Here is a 15,888-nt window from a genome sequence, read left to right on the forward strand (position 1 = left end):
AGCCGAGTCATCGTCACTGTCGCGCAACCGCCCGCACACCAAGGGTGTTGGTCAATTAACCAACGATTGCGGTCAATACGTCATCGAGTGTGACCACACCGAGAGGTCGGCGACCGTCACTGACCAGCACCATGTGCCGCCGTTCCCGCCGCATGGCCAGCAGCAGATCGGCCAGCGTACGGTCCGGCGGCACCACCGCCAACGGCCGGTACACCGCCGCCGGCACCGGCGCGCGACGACCCCGCCCGGCGTACCCGAGGACGTCCTTGACGTGGACGAAGCCGAGCACCCGTCGGGTGGACCGCTGCACCACCGGGAACCGGGACCGGCCGGTACGCGTAGCCAGCACCTCCAGCGAGGCCGGTGAGACGTCCTCGGCCACCGTCGTCACCGTCGACCACGGTTGCAGGGCGTCCGCCGCGGTCCGGGAGTGCAGGGCCAGCGCGGCGGTGATGCGGGCGTGCTCCTCGGCGTCGAGCAGCCCCTCCGTCCGCGCCTGCGACACCAGCCCCGCCAACTCCTCGGCGGTGAACACCGTCTTCACGGCCTCGGTCGCCTCGATCCGCCAGAGAGCCAGCACCCGGCGGGCGGCCCACTTCATCGCCAGCAGCAGCGGCTTGGTGGCCACGCAGAACGCCAGCATGGCCGGCCCCAGCCAGAGCGCGGAGACCTCCGGACCGGCCAGCGTGATGTTCTTGGGCACCATCTCGCCGACCACCGTGTGCAGGAAGACGACGACGCCGAGCGCGAGCACGAACGCCACCGGGTGCACCGCCCGCTCGGGCAGGCCGACGGCGTGGAACGGCGATTCGAGCAGATGGGCCAACGCCGGCTCGGCGATCGCGCCGAGGCCCAGCGAACACACCGTGATGCCGAGCTGCGCACCGGCGATCATCAGCGGGATCTGGTTCATCGCCGACAACGCCCAGCGGGCCCGCTTCGAACCGGCCGCCAACGGCTCGATCACCGTACGACGGGACGCGATCAACGCGAACTCACTGCCCACGAAGAAGCCGTTGCCGAGCAGCAGCAGTACGGCCACCAACAGCTCAGTCATCGGCGTCCGGATCCGCGGGGCGCAGCACCCGGACCTGCTCGATCCGGTGCCGCTCGACCTCCACCACGGTGAACTCCCAGCCGCCGGCGTCGACCGTCTCGCCGGGCAGCGGGATGTGTCCGAGCCGGGCCAGCAGAAACCCGGCCAACGTCTCGTACGGCCCCTCGGGCAGCCGGAAGCCCGTCTGCTCGACCAACTCGTCGGAGCGCAGCACCCCGTCGACAAGCACCGTGCGCTCCCCGCCCGGGACGGTCAACTCGAAGGGCTCGGCGTCGTCCACGCTGGCCGGGTCGAACTCGTCGGCGATCTCGCCCACCAACTCCTCGACCAGGTCCTCGATCGTGACCACACCGTCGGTGCCGCCGTACTCGTCGACGACGATGGCCAGGTCCGCGCCGGCCGCCTTCAACGCGGCCAGCACGCCGTCCAGGTCCAGACTCTCCGGCACGTACACCGGCTCGCGGGCCACCGCGCCGACCACTGTCGACGCCCGCGCGGCCAGCGGCACGCCCAGCGCGTCCGGCACTCCCGCCACTCCGGTGACGAGGTCGAGCGTCTCCTCGTACACCGGGAAACGGGTCCGTCCCGTCCGCCGGGACTCCTCGAGCAACTCGGCCACGGTGGCGGTGGCCCGCAGCGCGACCACGTCGACCCGCGGGGTCATCGCCTCGGCCGCCCGCTTGTCACCGAACCGGATGGTGCGCCGCAGCAGCATCGCCGTGTCCGGCGGCAGCGCGCCCGCGCGCGCCGAGATGGCGGCCAGCAGGCCCAACTCCTCCGGCGACCGGGCGCTGGCCAACTCCTCCTGCGGCTCCACGCCGAGCGCCCGGACCAACCGGTTCGCCGAGCCGTTCAGGCCCCGGATCAGCCAGCCGAACGCCCGGGAGAAGGCGTGCATCGGCCCGGCGGTGGCCAGTGCGGCGGGCATCGGCCGGGCCAGCGCCGCGTTCTTGGGCACCAGCTCGCCGAAGAGCATGGAGATGAGCGTCGCCAGGGCCAACGCCAGGAACGGGGTGAACCGCTCGGTGCTCTCCCCGGCCACCGGACGCAGCAGCGGGGTGAACACCCGGGCCAGCGCCGGTTCGGCCAGGTAGCCGGTAAGCAGCGCGGTGATGGTGATCCCGAGCTGTGCCCCGGAGAGCTGGAAGGACAGTTCGCGCAGCGCGGCGCGTACCGTGCGGGCGGCGTCGTCACCGGCGGCGGCCCGCCGGTCGATCTCCGCGCGGTCGACCGTGACCAGGGCGAACTCGGCCGCGACGAAGAACGCGTTGCCGGCGGTCAGCGCAACGAAACCGACCAGCGGCAGCACCGTCATCAAGAGCAGGCCGTCGATGTCTCCTCACCTCGGCGAGATTCTTGCACGACGGCGGCGACCCCTGAGGGCCGCCGCCGCCGATGAGCAAGAACTCCAGGTGTACGCGTCAGCCCGCGACCGGGGTGGACTCCTTGTCGCCCCGCGGCTGCTCGGGCTTCACCGAGCGCAGCAGGACGCTCGCCACGTCGACGACCTCGACCTGCTCGCCGGCACCCTTGCCGTTGACGCCGTCGTTGAGCATCGTCGAGCAGAACGGGCAACCGACGGCCACCGTCTTCGCCCCGGTGGCCATGGCCTCCTCGACCCGGTCCACGTTGATCCGCTTGCCGATCTTCTCCTCCATCCACATCCGGGCGCCGCCGGCACCGCAGCAGAAGGAGCGCTCACTGTTGCGCGGCATCTCGGTGATCTCACCCTGGATGGCGTCGCCGAGGACCTCGCGGGGAGCGGCGAAGACGCGGTTGTGCCGGCCCAGGTAGCAGGGGTCGTGGTAGGTCACGCCGCCGTCGACGGGCTGGACCGGGGTGAGCTTGCCGGTGGAGACCAGGTGGGCCAGGAGTTGGGTGTGGTGGACCACCTCGAACTCGCCGCCGAGCTGGCCGTACTCGTTGCCCAGGGTGTTGAAGCAGTGCGGGCAGGTGGCGACGATCTTGCGCTTGGCCTTCTCCCGACCCTCGAACGCCTCGTTCAACGTCTCGACGTTCTGCTGGGCGAGCATCTGGAAGACGAACTCGTTGCCGATCCGGCGGGCCGGGTCGCCGGAGCAGGTCTCGCCCTCGCCGAGGATGGCGAAACTGACGCCGGCCTCGTTGAGCAGGGTGGCGACCGCGCGGGTGGTCTTCTTGGCCCGGTCCTCGAACGCGCCGGCGCAGCCGACCCAGAAGAGGTACTCGAAGTCGTCCACCTCGCCGACCCGCGGCACCTCGAAGTCCAGGCCCTTGGTCCAGTCCTCGCGGGTGTTCTGCGGCGCGCCCCACGGGTTGCCCTTGTTCTCCAGGTTGCGCAGCATCACGCCGGCCTCGGAGGGGAAGCTCGACTCGATCAGCACCTGGTAGCGGCGCATGTCGACGATGTGGTCCACGTGCTCGATGTCCACCGGGCACTGCTCGACGCAGGCGCCGCAGGTGGTGCACGACCAGAGCACGTCCGGGTCGATGACCCCGCCCTCCTCGGCCGTGCCGATCAGCGGCTTGTCACCCTCGGCGAGCGACAGCACGTCCAGGTGCGCGAGCTGCGCCTGGGTGGCCTTCTCCTCGCCGGTGAGGTCCTTGCCGCCGCCGGCCAGCAGGTAGGGGGCCTTCGCGTACGCGTGGTCGCGCAGGCTGAGCACGAGCAGCTTCGGCGACAGCGGCTTGCCGGTGTTCCAGGCGGGGCACTGCGACTGGCAGCGGCCGCACTCGGTGCAGGTGCTGAAGTCCAGCAGGCCCTTCCAGGTGAACTGCTCGACCTGGGCAACGCCGAACTGGTCCTTCTCCGGGTCGGCCTCCTCGAAGTCGAGTGGCTTGCCCTCGCTGGTCATCGGGCGCAGCGGGCCCAGGCCGGAGCCGGCCGGCTTCTCCGGGTCGCGCTTGAAGAAGATGTTGGGAAAGGCCAGGAACCGGTGCCAGGCGACGCCCATGGTGACGTTCAGCGAGATGACGATCAGCCAGGTCATCGAAATGACGATCTTGATGAGCGCGGCGACGCTCGCCCCGTCCGACCAGTCCGGGAGGATCGCGCCGACCGCGTGGCTGACCGGGGTCGCCCAGACCGGGTACTCGAAATGGTCGGTCGCGACCTTGAAGCCCCGGATCACCAGGCCGAAGATCAGGACCAGCAGCACGATCCACTCGACGAAGTAGCCCTGCCACATGGTGGAGCCGGTGAAGCGGGAGCGACCGCCGGGTCGGTTCGGCCGATTTTGCAGCCGGATCGCCATCAACACCAGGATGCCGACCAGGCCCAGCACGGTGATGATCTCGGTGGCCAGCCCGAAGACGGTCCAGTGCCCGATGATCGGCAGGCCGCCGGTCGGCGTGACCACCTCGAAGTACGCCTCGAGCACCAGCAGCGACAGCACGATGAAGCCGACCATCACGAACCAGTGGGCGGCGCCCACCACACCCCACTTGAGCATCCGGGTGTGGCCGGCGGTCTCCACCAGCATCTTCCTGGTGCGGGCGCCCTTGTCGGCGAACCGCTCCGGAGCGGGTTGCCCCAGCCGGATCACGGCCGTCATCTTCATGACCGCGCGCACCGCCAGCCACACCGCCACGGCGGTGATGCCAGCCGCGAGGATCGTGGTGACGATCTGGACGCTGCCCATCGAGTTGGCCTCCCCGGTCTGCTGCTCGTCGAGCGGTTCAGCAACCGGGGCCGGGGCAGGAGCACGGCAACGTCGCGCCGCTGCCGCACCTGCGACCGGACCGGTCGATGACCTCGCTCCGCTCGGTCATGCAGTGCAGCCTACGCGCAAGGTTACCCAGCAGTAACGTGAGTCATCTCGCATTAGGCCACGCCGCCTGCGGACACCATAGGGTGCCCGGCCCGGTCCTGCCGGGCAGGGGGACGGCGGGTGACCGAGATCCTGCGGTGTCCGGTGGTCGCTCCTGCGGTGCGGCAGCGGCCCGAGCGGGCTCAGCGCCAGCGGGAGAGCAGCACCAGCGACGCGACCATCGCGCCGAAGCCGACCGCCAGGTTCCAGTACTGCCACGAGGCGACCGGGTACTCCTGCTCGGAGAGGTAGTAGACGACGAGCCAGCCGATGCCCGCGACGATCAGCGCGACCGCGGTGATCGGCAGCCACACCGGGCTAGGCTTGCGCGACGCCGCCGTCGTCGTCGGACGCACGTCCGTCGGCGGGGTGTACACCTTCTTCTTGCGGACCTGAGACTTGGGCACGGCGCTCTCCAGAGGGGGTGACAACCTCGTCCGGCCTGACAACCGGACGCGGAGGCGACGGTTCATGGCCAATAATGTTCGACAGCTAGCGTAGTCCCGAACGGCCGCCTGGACCACGAATGGGGTCAGGCAGGTACATGGAGTGACCGAAAAGGGCGGGACTGTTCGCATCGCGGCCCAGTCGTCGCGAACCGATCCCCCGACACTCGGAAGGAACGCTCGGTGGAGTACACATCCGGCGCCGCCTCCTGGCAGAAGGTCCTCCGACGGGCCGTCGCCGGACTGCTGCCCCGGCGGCCACGCCAACGGCGGCCGGGCTGGTCGATCGGGGTCCCCCTGATCGCCGCCGCGGCGGGACTGCTCTTCACCACCACCGCGACCACAGCCGGCGGCACCGCCCTGCGCGAGGACCGGCGGCCCCAGCTCAACCAGCTCATCGAAGAACGGCAGCAGCAGGTCACGGCGAGCGAGCGCCGCGCCGCCACCCTGCGCAACGAGGTCGAGCAACGCACCGACACGCTGGCCGACTCGGACGCCCCGATCAAGGCCCAGCAGACCCGCGCCCAGCGCAGCCTCGCGGCGGCCGGGTTCACCCCCGTCACGGGCACGGCCGTGACGGTCGAGCTGAACGACGCGCCCCAGCACAACGACGAGGCCCACTCCGACGCCACCAACGACGACCTGGTCGTACACCAGGGCGACGTGCAGGCGGTGGTCAACGCGCTCTGGGCGGGTGGAGCGGAGGCCATGTCAATCATGAACGTCCGCGTGCTCGCAACCAGCGCGGTACGCTGCGTCGGTAACACCCTGCTGCTCCACGGCCGGGTGTACTCCCCACCGTTCAAGATCGTAGCGATCGGCGATCCCGCTGCCCTCCAGCAGGCCCTCGCCAGCTCTGAGGGAGTCCGGTTGTTCAAGGACGCAGTCGACGACTACCAACTCGGCTACAAGGAGTCCGTCTCCACGGTGACCGTGCCGGCCTTCGAGGATTCGACCGCCCTGCGCTCGGCGACGGTGCCCAGGTGAGCGGCCCCGACGAGCGCCGCGACGGCCGGCACCGGGACCAGGCCGACGAGCCGACGGCCTTCCTGCCCAAGGTCAGCCGACCCGAGCCGGGCCGCGCAGAGCCTCCTGCGGCCCGGGTGGAGTCGTCCCCGGGCAAGGCCGAGCCCACCGGCGACCGGCCCGAGTCGTCGCCGGCCCGACCCGAGCCGACGCCGGGCCGGCCACCGACCGGTAATTGGCCCGAGCCGGTGCTGCCCGGTCGCACACGGCCGACGAGCCCACCCGCCGCCTTCGCGGCGCAGGGCGGCGGATGGTCGGACCCGCAGGGCACCTCCGGCCCGACCGCGCCACCGCGCTGGCCGGGTAGCGCGGCACCGCCCGCCGAACCCGGTCCTCCGTCCGCCGCTCCGAGCCGGCCCACCGCACCTTCCACACCGCTGCCGGTCCGGCAACCCACCCCGAGCATCGATCCCACCCGCTCCTCGGCCGGTGGCGGCGCCGCGAGCCGTCCGCCGGCCGTCGGTCCGGTCGGGGTACCGACCACGCCCGGCAACGCTCCGGGTACCCCGGCCGCCGCCGGCGACTCCGGCCGCTCGACGCCCGGCGTGGCCGCGACGCCGACCTGGGCCTCGGCATCCCCCGGTGGCTCGACGCCGCCGAGCGCCGCCACACCGCCGAGCACGCCGACGCCGCCGAGCGCCGACCCGAACGCCACCGCGGTCATCCCGAAGGTCGCCCCCGGGTCCACGCGTCCCACCAGCGCCTCGGGCACCCCCGTCTCCCCGGCCGGGTCCGGCCGGGGGGACGATCCGAACGCCACCGCGGTCATCCCCACCGTGACCAGCAGGCCGACGCCCCGACCCCCGTCCATCGACACGACGGCGCTGATGGGCGCGGTTCCCCGTACGCCTGCCCCGGAGGGGACGACCGACGAGGGCGACGGCGTCGCCGAGCCGCCCCGACCGCGTCGGGGGGAGCGGGTCGTCCAACTCCGGCCGCACCAGACCGGCGAGGGCTACAAGAGCGTCTACTCGGAGCTGACCCGCCCGTCCCTGGGCTCCCGGATCCGGACCGGCATCCGGGCCACCGGCGAGGTCCTGATCACCTTCGGCCTGGTGGTGCTCCTCTTCGCCGGGTACGAGGTGTGGGGCAAGTCCGCCGTGGTGGACGCCCACCAGAACGACCTCAGCAGCCAACTCGCCCAGGAGTGGGGCCCGACCGACGACCCGACGGTCGTCCCGTCGAAGGCTCCGAGCGCCAAGCCGTCCCCGCCTGTGCGCGGCAAGCCGATCGCCGGCCTCTACATCCCCAAGCTCGACAAGAACTGGGTGGTGGTCGAGGGCGTGACCCAGGACGACATCCGGTACGCGCCGGGCCACTACCCGACCAGCGCGCTGCCCGGCCAGGTCGGCAACTTCTCGGTCGCCGGCCACCGGAACCGGGCCACCTTCTGGCGGCTGGACGAGCTGCACGACGGCGACGCGATCGTGGTCGAGAGCAAGACCGACTGGTACGTCTACCGGGTGGCGCAGACCCGCATCGTCAAGCCGACGCAGGTCGAGGTGGTGGCACCCGTGCCCGGCGAGCCGAACAAGAAGCCGACCAAGCGGATGCTCACCCTGACCACCTGCAACCCCAAGTGGGACAACTACCAGCGCCTGATCATCCACGCCGAGCTGGACCGAACCCAACCCAAGTCGGCGGGCCGCCCCACCGAGTTGGGAGGCTGACGAGATGTACGCGTTCATCTGGCGCAAGCTCCCGTTCGGCCTCGCCGGCAAGCTCGTCGGTTCGGTGCTGCTCGCGGCCGCCACGGTGGCCCTGCTCTGGTACGTGGCCTTCCCGTGGGCCGAGCCCCTGCTGCCCTTCGACGACGTCCAGGTTACCCAGGACAACGGCGTTCCGGGCGAGCCGAGCGGCGGCGACGCGGTGACCGACGACGCTCCGGCCGGCGACGAGCACGACCTGCCGTACGACACGGAACGGAACAATCCCGAACCGTCCTCCACGAGCAGGTGACCATGCGCGTCCTGGTGATCGACAACTACGACTCGTTCGTCTTCAACCTGGTGCAGTACCTCGGCCAGCTCGGCGTGGACTGCGACGTACGCCGCAACGACGAGATCGACGTCGCCGAGGTCGGCCGGTCGGGCGCGTCCGGCGTCCTGCTCTCACCCGGCCCGGGCAGCCCGGACCGCGCGGGCATCTGCCTGGACGTCATCCGCCAGTACGCGGGCGAGCTGCCGATCTTCGGCGTCTGCCTCGGCCACCAGGCGATCGGGGAGGCCTTCGGGGCGACCGTCACCCGGGCCGCCGAGCTGCTGCACGGCAAGACCTCCGAGGTACGGCACCACTCCGTCGGCGTGCTCGCCGGCCTGCCCGACCCGTTCACCGCCACCCGCTACCACTCGCTGGCCGTCCTCCCGGAGACGCTGCCGGACGAGCTGGAGGTCACCGGCTGGACCGGCTCCGGAGTGGTGATGGCGATGCGGCACCGCACGCTGCCCATCGAGGGCGTGCAGTTCCACCCGGAGTCGGTGCTCACCGAGGGCGGCCACCTGATGCTCGCCAACTGGCTGGCGAGCTGCGGCCACACCGAGGCGCTGGAGCGTGCCCCGGCGCTGGCCGCCGAGGTGGACGCCCGGCGGCTCGCCGCCTTCGCCACCTCCTGAAGGCACGGTCAGCTCGTGAGCGCGTCCCGCACGGCCGAATTCGCGGGTGACCGGACCGCGGGTGGCCGGTCCCGGACCGCGTCCCAGGCGGCCTTGCCGCTGGCCAGGTAGTCCCGGACCGCCTTCCCGGCGAGCATGACGGAACCGCATCCGTCGCAGCGGGCGGCGACCCCGTCGACGTCCAGGCCGAGGTGCCGGCAGAGCGTCACCGCCCGGGACAGGTGGTAGGACTGCGTGACGATCAGCGCGCGCTCGACGCCGTACACGTCCCGGGCGCGGACGCAACTGTCGTACGTGTCCAGGCCGTACGGGTCCGCCACCACCCGTCGCGGGTCGACACCGAGCCGCTCGGTCAGATACCCGGTCATCACCGTCGGCTCGTCGCCGGACGCGCCACCCCCGTCGCCGGACACCAACACCGCCCGCGCCCGTCCGGTACGCACCAGCTCGGCAGCGGTCTCCAAGCGGCCGGCGAGCCGCTCGCTCGGTTGCTCTCCGTCAGCCGCGACGGCGGTGCCCAGGACGATCACGACATCGGCGGTGGGTGCCTCGGCCGCGTCGTGGGTGTGCCCGCGCGCACCGATGGTCGTCCACAGCCACGGGACGCTGCTCAGCGCCACCACGACCACGCCCAGGACCGCCCCGCGTCGCAGCCACCGTCGCCAGCCGCGAGCCGAAGGGCGGTCCTCGACGGGCACCGGGATGCGGACGGCTACTCCCCGTCCACCCGGAACGGCGGGATGATCGGCTGACCGGTGCCACCACCGTTGCCGGGCGTGGTCGATCCGCTCGGCGTCGGCGTCGGTGTTGCAGGCGAGCTGGGCGTCTCCACGACCTCCTCCGGCTGGCTCACCTTGATGGTCACCCTGGTGCCGCTCGGCTTCTTCTCCCTGCCGTTGGGGCTCTGGTCGGTGACCTTGCCGGCCTGGTCCGCCGGCACCTCTGGGCCATTCTGGACGTTCACCACAAAGCCGGCGTTGCGCAGGGTGCGGGTGGCCTCGTCCTCGCTCAGCCCGACGACGTCCGGCACCTCGCGGACGTTGCCCTTCGACACCTCGAGGATCACCTTGGTGCCCTCGGGCACCTTCTGACCCTCCGGCGGGCTGACCTTGACGACGATGCCCTCGCTCTCCGGGCTGTCCACCGGCTTGACCGTGGCGCCTAGCTTGACCTCCTTGAGGCGAGCGACGGCGCTCTCCTCCTTGCTGCCCTCCAGCCCGGTCGGGACTGCCACGTCGGGCTTACCGCCGCAGAGCTGGATGGTGACGGTGCTGGCCTGCTTCAGGCGAGTGTTCGGCTGCGGGTTCTGGCCAACCACCGTGCCCTCGGCGCAGGTGCTGTTCAGGACCGGATCGCCGACAACCGGATTGAGGCCGGCCTTGTTGATCTCGGCGAACGCGGCGTCCCGTGTCTTCCCGGCGAGCGTCGGCACGGACTTCAGGTCCTTGTCCTGCTGCTGATTCCACAGCAGCGCGGCGACCAGGGCGATCACCGCCAGCACACCGACCGCGCTGAACAGGGCGATCAGCCAGGAGGACGCCTTGCGCTGGCGCGGGTCGCCGACCCGCGCCGGGATCTGCCGGGTCTGCGGTCCGGTGGCGGCCGGCGGGTAGCCGGCAGCGCCGCCACCGGCCGGGGCCATCGCCACCGTCTCCGCCTCGCGCAGCACCGGAGTGGCCAGCACCGGCCGGCCGGCGGCGGCGCGCAGCAGGTCGGCGCGCATCTCGCCGGCACTCTGGTAGCGGTTCAGCGGGTTCTTCGACAGCGCCTTGAGCACGATCGCGTCGACCGCCGGATTGACGTCCGGGTTGATGTCGCTCGGAGTCGGCGGAGTCTCCCGGACGTGCTGGTACGCGACGCTGACCGGGCTGTCGCCGACGAACGGCGGGTGCCCGCAGACCAGTTCGAACAGGACACAGCCGGCCGCGTACACGTCGGAGCGGGCGTCCACGGCCTCACCGCGCGCCTGCTCCGGAGAAAGGTACTGAGCGGTGCCGATGACCGCGCTGGTCTGCGTCATGGTGGTCGCGCCGCTGGCCAGCGCCCGGGCGATACCGAAGTCCATCACCTTGACCTGACCGGTCTGGGTGAGCATGACGTTGCCCGGCTTGATGTCCCGGTGGATGATCCCGTGCCGGTGGCTGAACTCCAACGCCGCGCACATGTCGGCGCAGATCTCCAACGCACGGCGGGGCTGCAACCGGCCCTCGACACCGAGGACCTCCTTCAGCGTCCGCCCGTTGACGAACTCCATGACGATGAAGGGCAGCGTCTCGCCGGTCGGGGCGGTCTCCTCGCCGGTGTCGTAGACCGCGACGATGGCCGGGTGGTTGAGCGACGCGGCGTTCTGCGCCTCCCGGCGGAAGCGCATCTGGAACGTCGCGTCCCGGGCCAGGTCGGTGCGGAGCATCTTGATCGCGACGTCCCGACCGAGCCGGAGGTCGCGACCGCGGTGCACCTCGGCCATGCCGCCGTAGCCGAGCAGCTCGCCGACCTGGTACCTGCCACCGAGCAGGCGGGCCTGCGCTGTCATCGCGTCTGTCGTCCTTCGCTCGTCGTCGTCCCGCCGTCACCCGGCCGGTGTCGTACCTCACGACGGTACGACGTCCGGGTCGCATCGTCGCGTCCGTCGAGCCGCAGCGCGCCGGACGCCACGGTCTGTGAAGTCGTCGCACCGGACGCACCGGTCTGCGACGCCTTCCGCAGCTTGTAGGAAATCACGCCGGAGCAGAGCAGGACCAGTAAGGCCAGCAGGATGGCGACGAGCACCATCCCGGGCCGGGACCGGCTGGGCTCGGCTGCCGGACCGGGCTGCCGGACGTACGCCGGTGGGTGTTCCTGCCGGGTCTGTGCCGGCGGCACCGCTGCGGCGCCGCGCGGGTAACCGGCCTGGGCGACCGGCGGCCGAGCGTGCGGTACGGCCGGTGCGACCGCGGTGGGGCGAGGTGGTGAGGCCGGCGCGATCGTGGTCGGTCGCTGCCCGACGGGCGGCTGCCGGTGTGGCGCGTTCGGCGGGCGGAACTGCTGTCCCTGCGGCACCTGCGCCCGGCCGGGTGCCGCGGGCGAGGACGGCGCCCCGGAGATCGGCGCGGAGTGCCCGCCGGCCCGGGCCTGCTGGGACAGCGCGGCCTTGAGCTGCCGGGCGACCGAGGCGAGGGCGGCGGCGCTCGGCCAGCGGGCGGCCGGGTCCTTGGCCAGCGCCCGCTCGACGACCGCCCGGACCTGCGGCGGGATGTCGTTGGGCAGCGGGCGGGGCGTCTCCCGGACGTGTCGCATGGCGATGTCGAGCGGGTTGTCCCCCTCGAACGGTCGCCGGCCGGCGAGGCACTGGTAGGCGACCACGCCGAGCGCGTACACATCGGACGCCGGGGTGGCCACCTGACCGGTGGCCTGCTCCGGCGAGATGTACGAGGCGGTACCGAGCACCGAGCCGGCGGCGGTGAGCTGGCCGACGATGTCGGAGCGGGCGATACCGAAGTCGGTCAGCACGAGCGTGCCGTTCGGCCGGACGAGCAGGTTGCCCGGCTTCACGTCGCGGTGCACGATGCCCTTCTCGTGCGCGGCGTGCAGGGCGTCCGCGGCCTGCGCGACGAGCGCCATCGTCCGGGCCGGAGTGAGGCGGCCGACCCGGCTCAGCGTCGACGACAGTGCGTCGCCCTCGACGTACTCCATGACCAGGAAGGCGATCTGCTGGTCGTTGCCGAAGTCGTAGACGTCGACGACGCCGGGGTGGTTGATGGTGGCCATCGTCCGGGCCTCGCCGCGGAACCGCTCGGCGAAGTCCGGGTCGTCGAGCAGCGCGGGGAGCAGGCTCTTCACCGCGACCGTCCGGCCGAGCACCTGGTCGGTGCCGCGCCAGACGTCACCCATGCCACCGCTGGCGATCCGCTCGTCGAGACGGTAGCGGTTGCCGAGCTGAACGCCGGGGCTGAGCATGTCAGCGGCCCCCGGGGTCGGCGATGGCGGCCCGCATGATCTGGCCACCGATCCGGGCCGCCTCGGAGCTGCCGCCGGGGCCGGCCTGTTCCAGGACGACACACACGGCCGAGACCGGGTTGCCGTTCTTGTCCAGCGCGAAGCCGATGAACCAGCCGTGGTCGGGGCGGTCCGGCGCGGACTGTGCGGTACCCGTCTTGCCGCCGACCGTGTAGCCGCTGATCGCCGCCTTCTGGCCGGTGCCCTTCTGGACCACGCTGACCATCATGTCGCGCAGGTCGGAGGCGACCTGCGGTTGGACGGGCTGGCGCAGCTCCCGCGCCTTCGCCGTGTAGTAGCTGGTGGTCCGGTCCGGGGCGAGGAGCTGCCGGACCAGGTACGGCCGCATCTGGCTGCCGTTGTTGGCGACCGCTCCGGCGATCATCGCGCCCTGCAACGGGGTCATCCGGACGTTGTTCTGGCCGATCGAGGACTGGGCCAGCGCGGCCGGGTCGGTGCTGCCGTCCGGGTTCTGCATGTCGCCGGTGCGGCTGGCCGCCGTCCGCAGGCCGCCCTCGCCGAGCTGACCGACGGTGAGGTCCTCCTGCTCGAAGCCGAACTGGCGGGCCTTCTCCTTGATCTTGTCGGCGCCGAGGCGTACGCCGAGCTGCGCGAAGCCGGTGTTGCAGGACTCGGTGACCGCCTCCTGCAGGGTGACCTGCGCCTCGGGGCAGATCGACGGTGCGGCGTTGCGGATCGGGCTGCCCGAGGTGGGCGGGGTGTAGCTGGAACCGGCCGGGATCGGGGTCGACTTGGTGACGCCGTTCTCCAAGCCGGCCGCGGCTACCACGATCTTGAAGGTGGAGCCCGGGGGCAGCGTCTCGGAGAGGGCGCGGTTCTTCAACGGGCCGTCCGGATCCTGCTCCAGCTTGTTGATCTCCGCCGCCGCCGCAGCCGTGTCGTGGCTGGCGAGCGGATTCGGATCGAAGCTGGGCATCGACACCAGGGCCTGCACCGCGCCGGTACGCGGGTCGATGGCGATCGCCGCGCCCCTCTTCGCATCCACCTGGTTGTTGCGCATCTGGTCGTACGCCACGTCCTGCGCCCGCTTCGAGAGCGTGAGCAGCACGTTGCCGCCGGCCGTCTCGTCACCGGTGAACAGGTCCTTGAACCGGTCGCCGATCAACTGGTCGCTCGTGCCGGCAAGGAAGTCGTTCTCCACCTGCTCGATGCCGGTGTCGGCCAGGTTGACCGGCTTGTAGCCGAGCACGTGGGCGTACTTGGCACCGCCCGGGTAGGTGCGCTGGAACTTCAGCTTGCCGGTGGTCTCCTTGCTGGTGGCCAACGCGGTGCCACCAGCCTCGATGTTGCCGCGCTTGCGCTTGTAGTCGGCGACCTGGACCCGGCCGTTGTAGTCACTGGTGCGGTATTCATCTGCCTTGTACGCCTGGATCCAGTTCAGATTCGCGAAGAGCAGACCGAACAGGACCATGACGACGACACCGACACGACGCAGGGGTGCGTTCACGGCTTGATCACCTCCGTGGGAGCACCGTGCAACTGCTCGGGCGGACCGCCCGACGGCCGGGCCGCCTTGGCGGCGCCACCGGTCACCGGTCGACGGGCCCCGTCGGAGACCCGCAGCAGGACCGCGATGAGCAGCCAGTTCGCCATCAGCGACGAGCCACCGGCGGACAGGAACGGCGTGGTCTGGCCGGTCAGCGGGATCAGCTTGCTGATGCCGCCGACGATCACGAAGACCTGGAGGCCCAGGGTGAAGGCGAGACCGCCGGCGAGCAGTTTGCCGAACGAGTCACGGACCGCGAGCGCGGCGCGCAGGCCCCGCTCCACGATCAGCAGGTAGACCACCAGCAGCGCGGAGAGGCCGAACAGGCCGATCTCCTCACCGATGCCGGCGAAGATGAAGTCGTTCTGCACCTCGGGCAGGATGTCCGGCTGACCGCCGCCCGGTCCCGCGCCGAAGAGCCCGCCCGTGCCGAGGGCGAGTAGGCCCTGGACGAGTTGGTAGCCCTTGTCGGTCGGGTCGGCGAACGGGTCCAGCCAGATCTCGGCCCGCAGGTAGAAGTTGGCGAACGGCCCGCCAACGGTCGACCCGAGCACGTACGCGAGGTAGGCGCCGCCGAAGAAGAGGAGCAGACCGATCAGCAGCCAACTGACCCGTTCGGTGGCGATGTAGAGCGTCACCACGAACATGCCGAAGTACAGCAGCGAGGTGCCGAGGTCCTTCTCGAAGACCAGCACCAGGAGGCTGATCAACCAGACCACGACCACCGGGCCGAGATCCCGGCCGCGCGGGAAGTCGATACCGAGGAACCGCCGGCTGGCCAGCGAGAGCACCTCACGCTTGCGCACCAGGTAATACGCGAAGAAGACCAGCAGCGCCAGCTTGGCGAACTCACCCGGCTGGATCGAGAACGTGCCCAGCCGGATCCACAGCTTGGCGCCGTTGATCTCGGACATGCTGCGCGGCAGCACCGCCGGGAGCATCACCAGCACGATGCCGGCCAGCCCCAGGGTGTACGCGTACCGGGAGACCGAACGGTGGTCGCGCATGATCGCGAGCAGGCCCGCGGCGAGGATCACCGAGGCGAGCGTCCACGCGAGCTGCCGGCCACCGATGCCGGCGAAGGTAGCCAGGTCCTCCCGGTCCACCGGGGCGGCCTCGCCCAGGTCGATCCGGCGCAGGAAGCCCACCCCGAGGCCGTTGAGCAGGGCCACCGCCGGGAGCAGAGCCGGATCGGCGAACGGGGCGAGAAACCGGATGACCAGGTGCAGGCCGAGGAAGACGGCGCCGAGCGCGGCGGCCGGCACCCAGAAGTCCGGGGTGACCGTGTCCAGGAGGTTCGCCTCGACGGTCGCCATGTACGCGGCCACCAGCACCATGGCCAGCAGCAGCAGGGACAGCTCGGCGTTGCGCCGGGACCGGGCCAGGCGTACGCCGGAGTCCCCGCCCGTGGTGGCGGGCGAGGATGCCGGTGTGGCCGCTACGGTCACGGGTGGAGTCCTTGGGATCTCAGTCGACG

Annotated in this window: 13 protein-coding genes; 4 read left to right on the forward strand and 9 right to left on the reverse strand. The window is 71.3% G+C overall.

What is annotated here, in order from left to right:
• Nucleotides 1-55: 55 nt before the first annotated feature.
• From AC3EN4_RS12680 to AC3EN4_RS12695, 4 genes are all read right to left on the reverse strand, one after another.
• Nucleotides 56-1,057, reverse strand: coding sequence for a hemolysin family protein (locus AC3EN4_RS12680; protein ID WP_435206110.1), 1,002 nt, complete (start codon nt 1,055-1,057; stop codon nt 56-58).
• A complete protein-coding gene (locus AC3EN4_RS12685) occupies nt 1,050-2,372 on the reverse strand; it encodes a hemolysin family protein (RefSeq protein ID WP_435206111.1) in 1,323 nt (440 codons plus the stop codon). Before AC3EN4_RS12685 ends, AC3EN4_RS12680 begins: the two co-directional genes overlap by 8 nt.
• A gap of 106 nt (nt 2,373-2,478) precedes the next feature.
• The gene (locus AC3EN4_RS12690) at nt 2,479-4,677 is read right to left on the reverse strand and encodes a (Fe-S)-binding protein (RefSeq protein WP_435206112.1); all 2,199 of its coding nucleotides are present in this window, start codon (nt 4,675-4,677) and stop codon (nt 2,479-2,481) included.
• 311 nt (nt 4,678-4,988) lie between these two features.
• Nucleotides 4,989-5,252, reverse strand: coding sequence for a cell division protein CrgA (locus AC3EN4_RS12695; protein ID WP_007454145.1), 264 nt, complete (start codon nt 5,250-5,252; stop codon nt 4,989-4,991).
• A 222-nt stretch (nt 5,253-5,474) separates the two neighbouring features.
• Here AC3EN4_RS12695 and AC3EN4_RS12700 point away from each other — a divergent pair, with 222 nt between their 5' ends.
• The 4 genes from AC3EN4_RS12700 to AC3EN4_RS12715 are packed head-to-tail and all read left to right on the forward strand — an operon-like array spanning nt 5,475 to nt 8,929.
• Nucleotides 5,475-6,278, forward strand: coding sequence for a DUF881 domain-containing protein (locus AC3EN4_RS12700; protein ID WP_435206113.1), 804 nt, complete (start codon nt 5,475-5,477; stop codon nt 6,276-6,278).
• Nucleotides 6,275-7,987 carry a class E sortase gene (locus AC3EN4_RS12705; protein WP_435206114.1) on the forward strand — a complete coding sequence of 571 codons (1,713 nt, stop codon included), beginning with the start codon at nt 6,275-6,277 and terminating at the stop codon, nt 7,985-7,987. Before AC3EN4_RS12700 ends, AC3EN4_RS12705 begins: the two co-directional genes overlap by 4 nt.
• Nucleotides 7,988-7,991: 4 nt before the next feature.
• The gene (locus AC3EN4_RS12710) at nt 7,992-8,276 is read left to right on the forward strand and encodes a hypothetical protein (protein WP_422737615.1); all 285 of its coding nucleotides are present in this window, start codon (nt 7,992-7,994) and stop codon (nt 8,274-8,276) included.
• Nucleotides 8,277-8,278: 2 nt separating this feature from the next.
• The gene (locus AC3EN4_RS12715; RefSeq protein WP_422737614.1) at nt 8,279-8,929 is read left to right on the forward strand and encodes an aminodeoxychorismate/anthranilate synthase component II; all 651 of its coding nucleotides are present in this window, start codon (nt 8,279-8,281) and stop codon (nt 8,927-8,929) included.
• Between the two features lie 8 nt (nt 8,930-8,937).
• On the opposite strand, the gene AC3EN4_RS12720 is transcribed toward AC3EN4_RS12715, so the two are convergent.
• From AC3EN4_RS12720 to AC3EN4_RS12740, 5 genes are read right to left on the reverse strand one after another with little or no spacing between them, the layout of a single operon-like run.
• The gene (locus tag AC3EN4_RS12720; protein WP_435206115.1) at nt 8,938-9,627 is read right to left on the reverse strand and encodes a SanA/YdcF family protein; all 690 of its coding nucleotides are present in this window, start codon (nt 9,625-9,627) and stop codon (nt 8,938-8,940) included.
• Between the two features lie 14 nt (nt 9,628-9,641).
• On the reverse strand, nt 9,642-11,462 hold the full coding sequence (gene pknB / locus AC3EN4_RS12725; protein ID WP_435206116.1) for a Stk1 family PASTA domain-containing Ser/Thr kinase: 1,821 nt from the start codon (nt 11,460-11,462) through the stop codon (nt 9,642-9,644).
• A complete protein-coding gene (locus AC3EN4_RS12730) occupies nt 11,459-12,865 on the reverse strand; it encodes a serine/threonine-protein kinase (RefSeq protein ID WP_435206117.1) in 1,407 nt (468 codons plus the stop codon). Before AC3EN4_RS12730 ends, pknB begins: the two co-directional genes overlap by 4 nt.
• Before the next feature lies 1 nt (nt 12,866).
• On the reverse strand, nt 12,867-14,372 hold the full coding sequence (locus AC3EN4_RS12735) for a peptidoglycan D,D-transpeptidase FtsI family protein (RefSeq protein ID WP_435206118.1): 1,506 nt from the start codon (nt 14,370-14,372) through the stop codon (nt 12,867-12,869).
• Nucleotides 14,369-15,859 (reverse strand): FtsW/RodA/SpoVE family cell cycle protein, encoded by a 1,491-nt coding sequence (locus AC3EN4_RS12740; RefSeq protein WP_435206119.1) that lies wholly within the window; start codon nt 15,857-15,859, stop codon nt 14,369-14,371. The genes AC3EN4_RS12735 and AC3EN4_RS12740 overlap by 4 nt, the downstream gene beginning before the upstream one ends.
• Between the last annotated feature and the right edge of the window lie 29 nt (nt 15,860-15,888).

This window comes from Micromonospora sp. bgisy143 (assembly GCF_057708145.1).

What these genes read in the sequence shown, in the direction of transcription:
- AC3EN4_RS12680 (WP_435206110.1), bottom strand. Translation starts at nt 1,057, where the DNA reads ATGACTGAGCTGTTGGTGGCCGTACTGCTGCTGCTCGGCAACGGCTTC.
- AC3EN4_RS12685 (WP_435206111.1), bottom strand. Translation starts at nt 2,372, where the DNA reads ATGACGGTGCTGCCGCTGGTCGGTTTCGTTGCGCTGACCGCCGGCAAC.
- AC3EN4_RS12690 (WP_435206112.1), bottom strand. Translation starts at nt 4,677, where the DNA reads ATGGGCAGCGTCCAGATCGTCACCACGATCCTCGCGGCTGGCATCACC.
- AC3EN4_RS12710 (WP_422737615.1), top strand. Translation starts at nt 7,992, where the DNA reads ATGTACGCGTTCATCTGGCGCAAGCTCCCGTTCGGCCTCGCCGGCAAG.
- AC3EN4_RS12715 (WP_422737614.1), top strand. Translation starts at nt 8,279, where the DNA reads ATGCGCGTCCTGGTGATCGACAACTACGACTCGTTCGTCTTCAACCTG.
- pknB (WP_435206116.1), bottom strand. Translation starts at nt 11,462, where the DNA reads ATGACAGCGCAGGCCCGCCTGCTCGGTGGCAGGTACCAGGTCGGCGAG.
- AC3EN4_RS12730 (WP_435206117.1), bottom strand. Translation starts at nt 12,865, where the DNA reads ATGCTCAGCCCCGGCGTTCAGCTCGGCAACCGCTACCGTCTCGACGAG.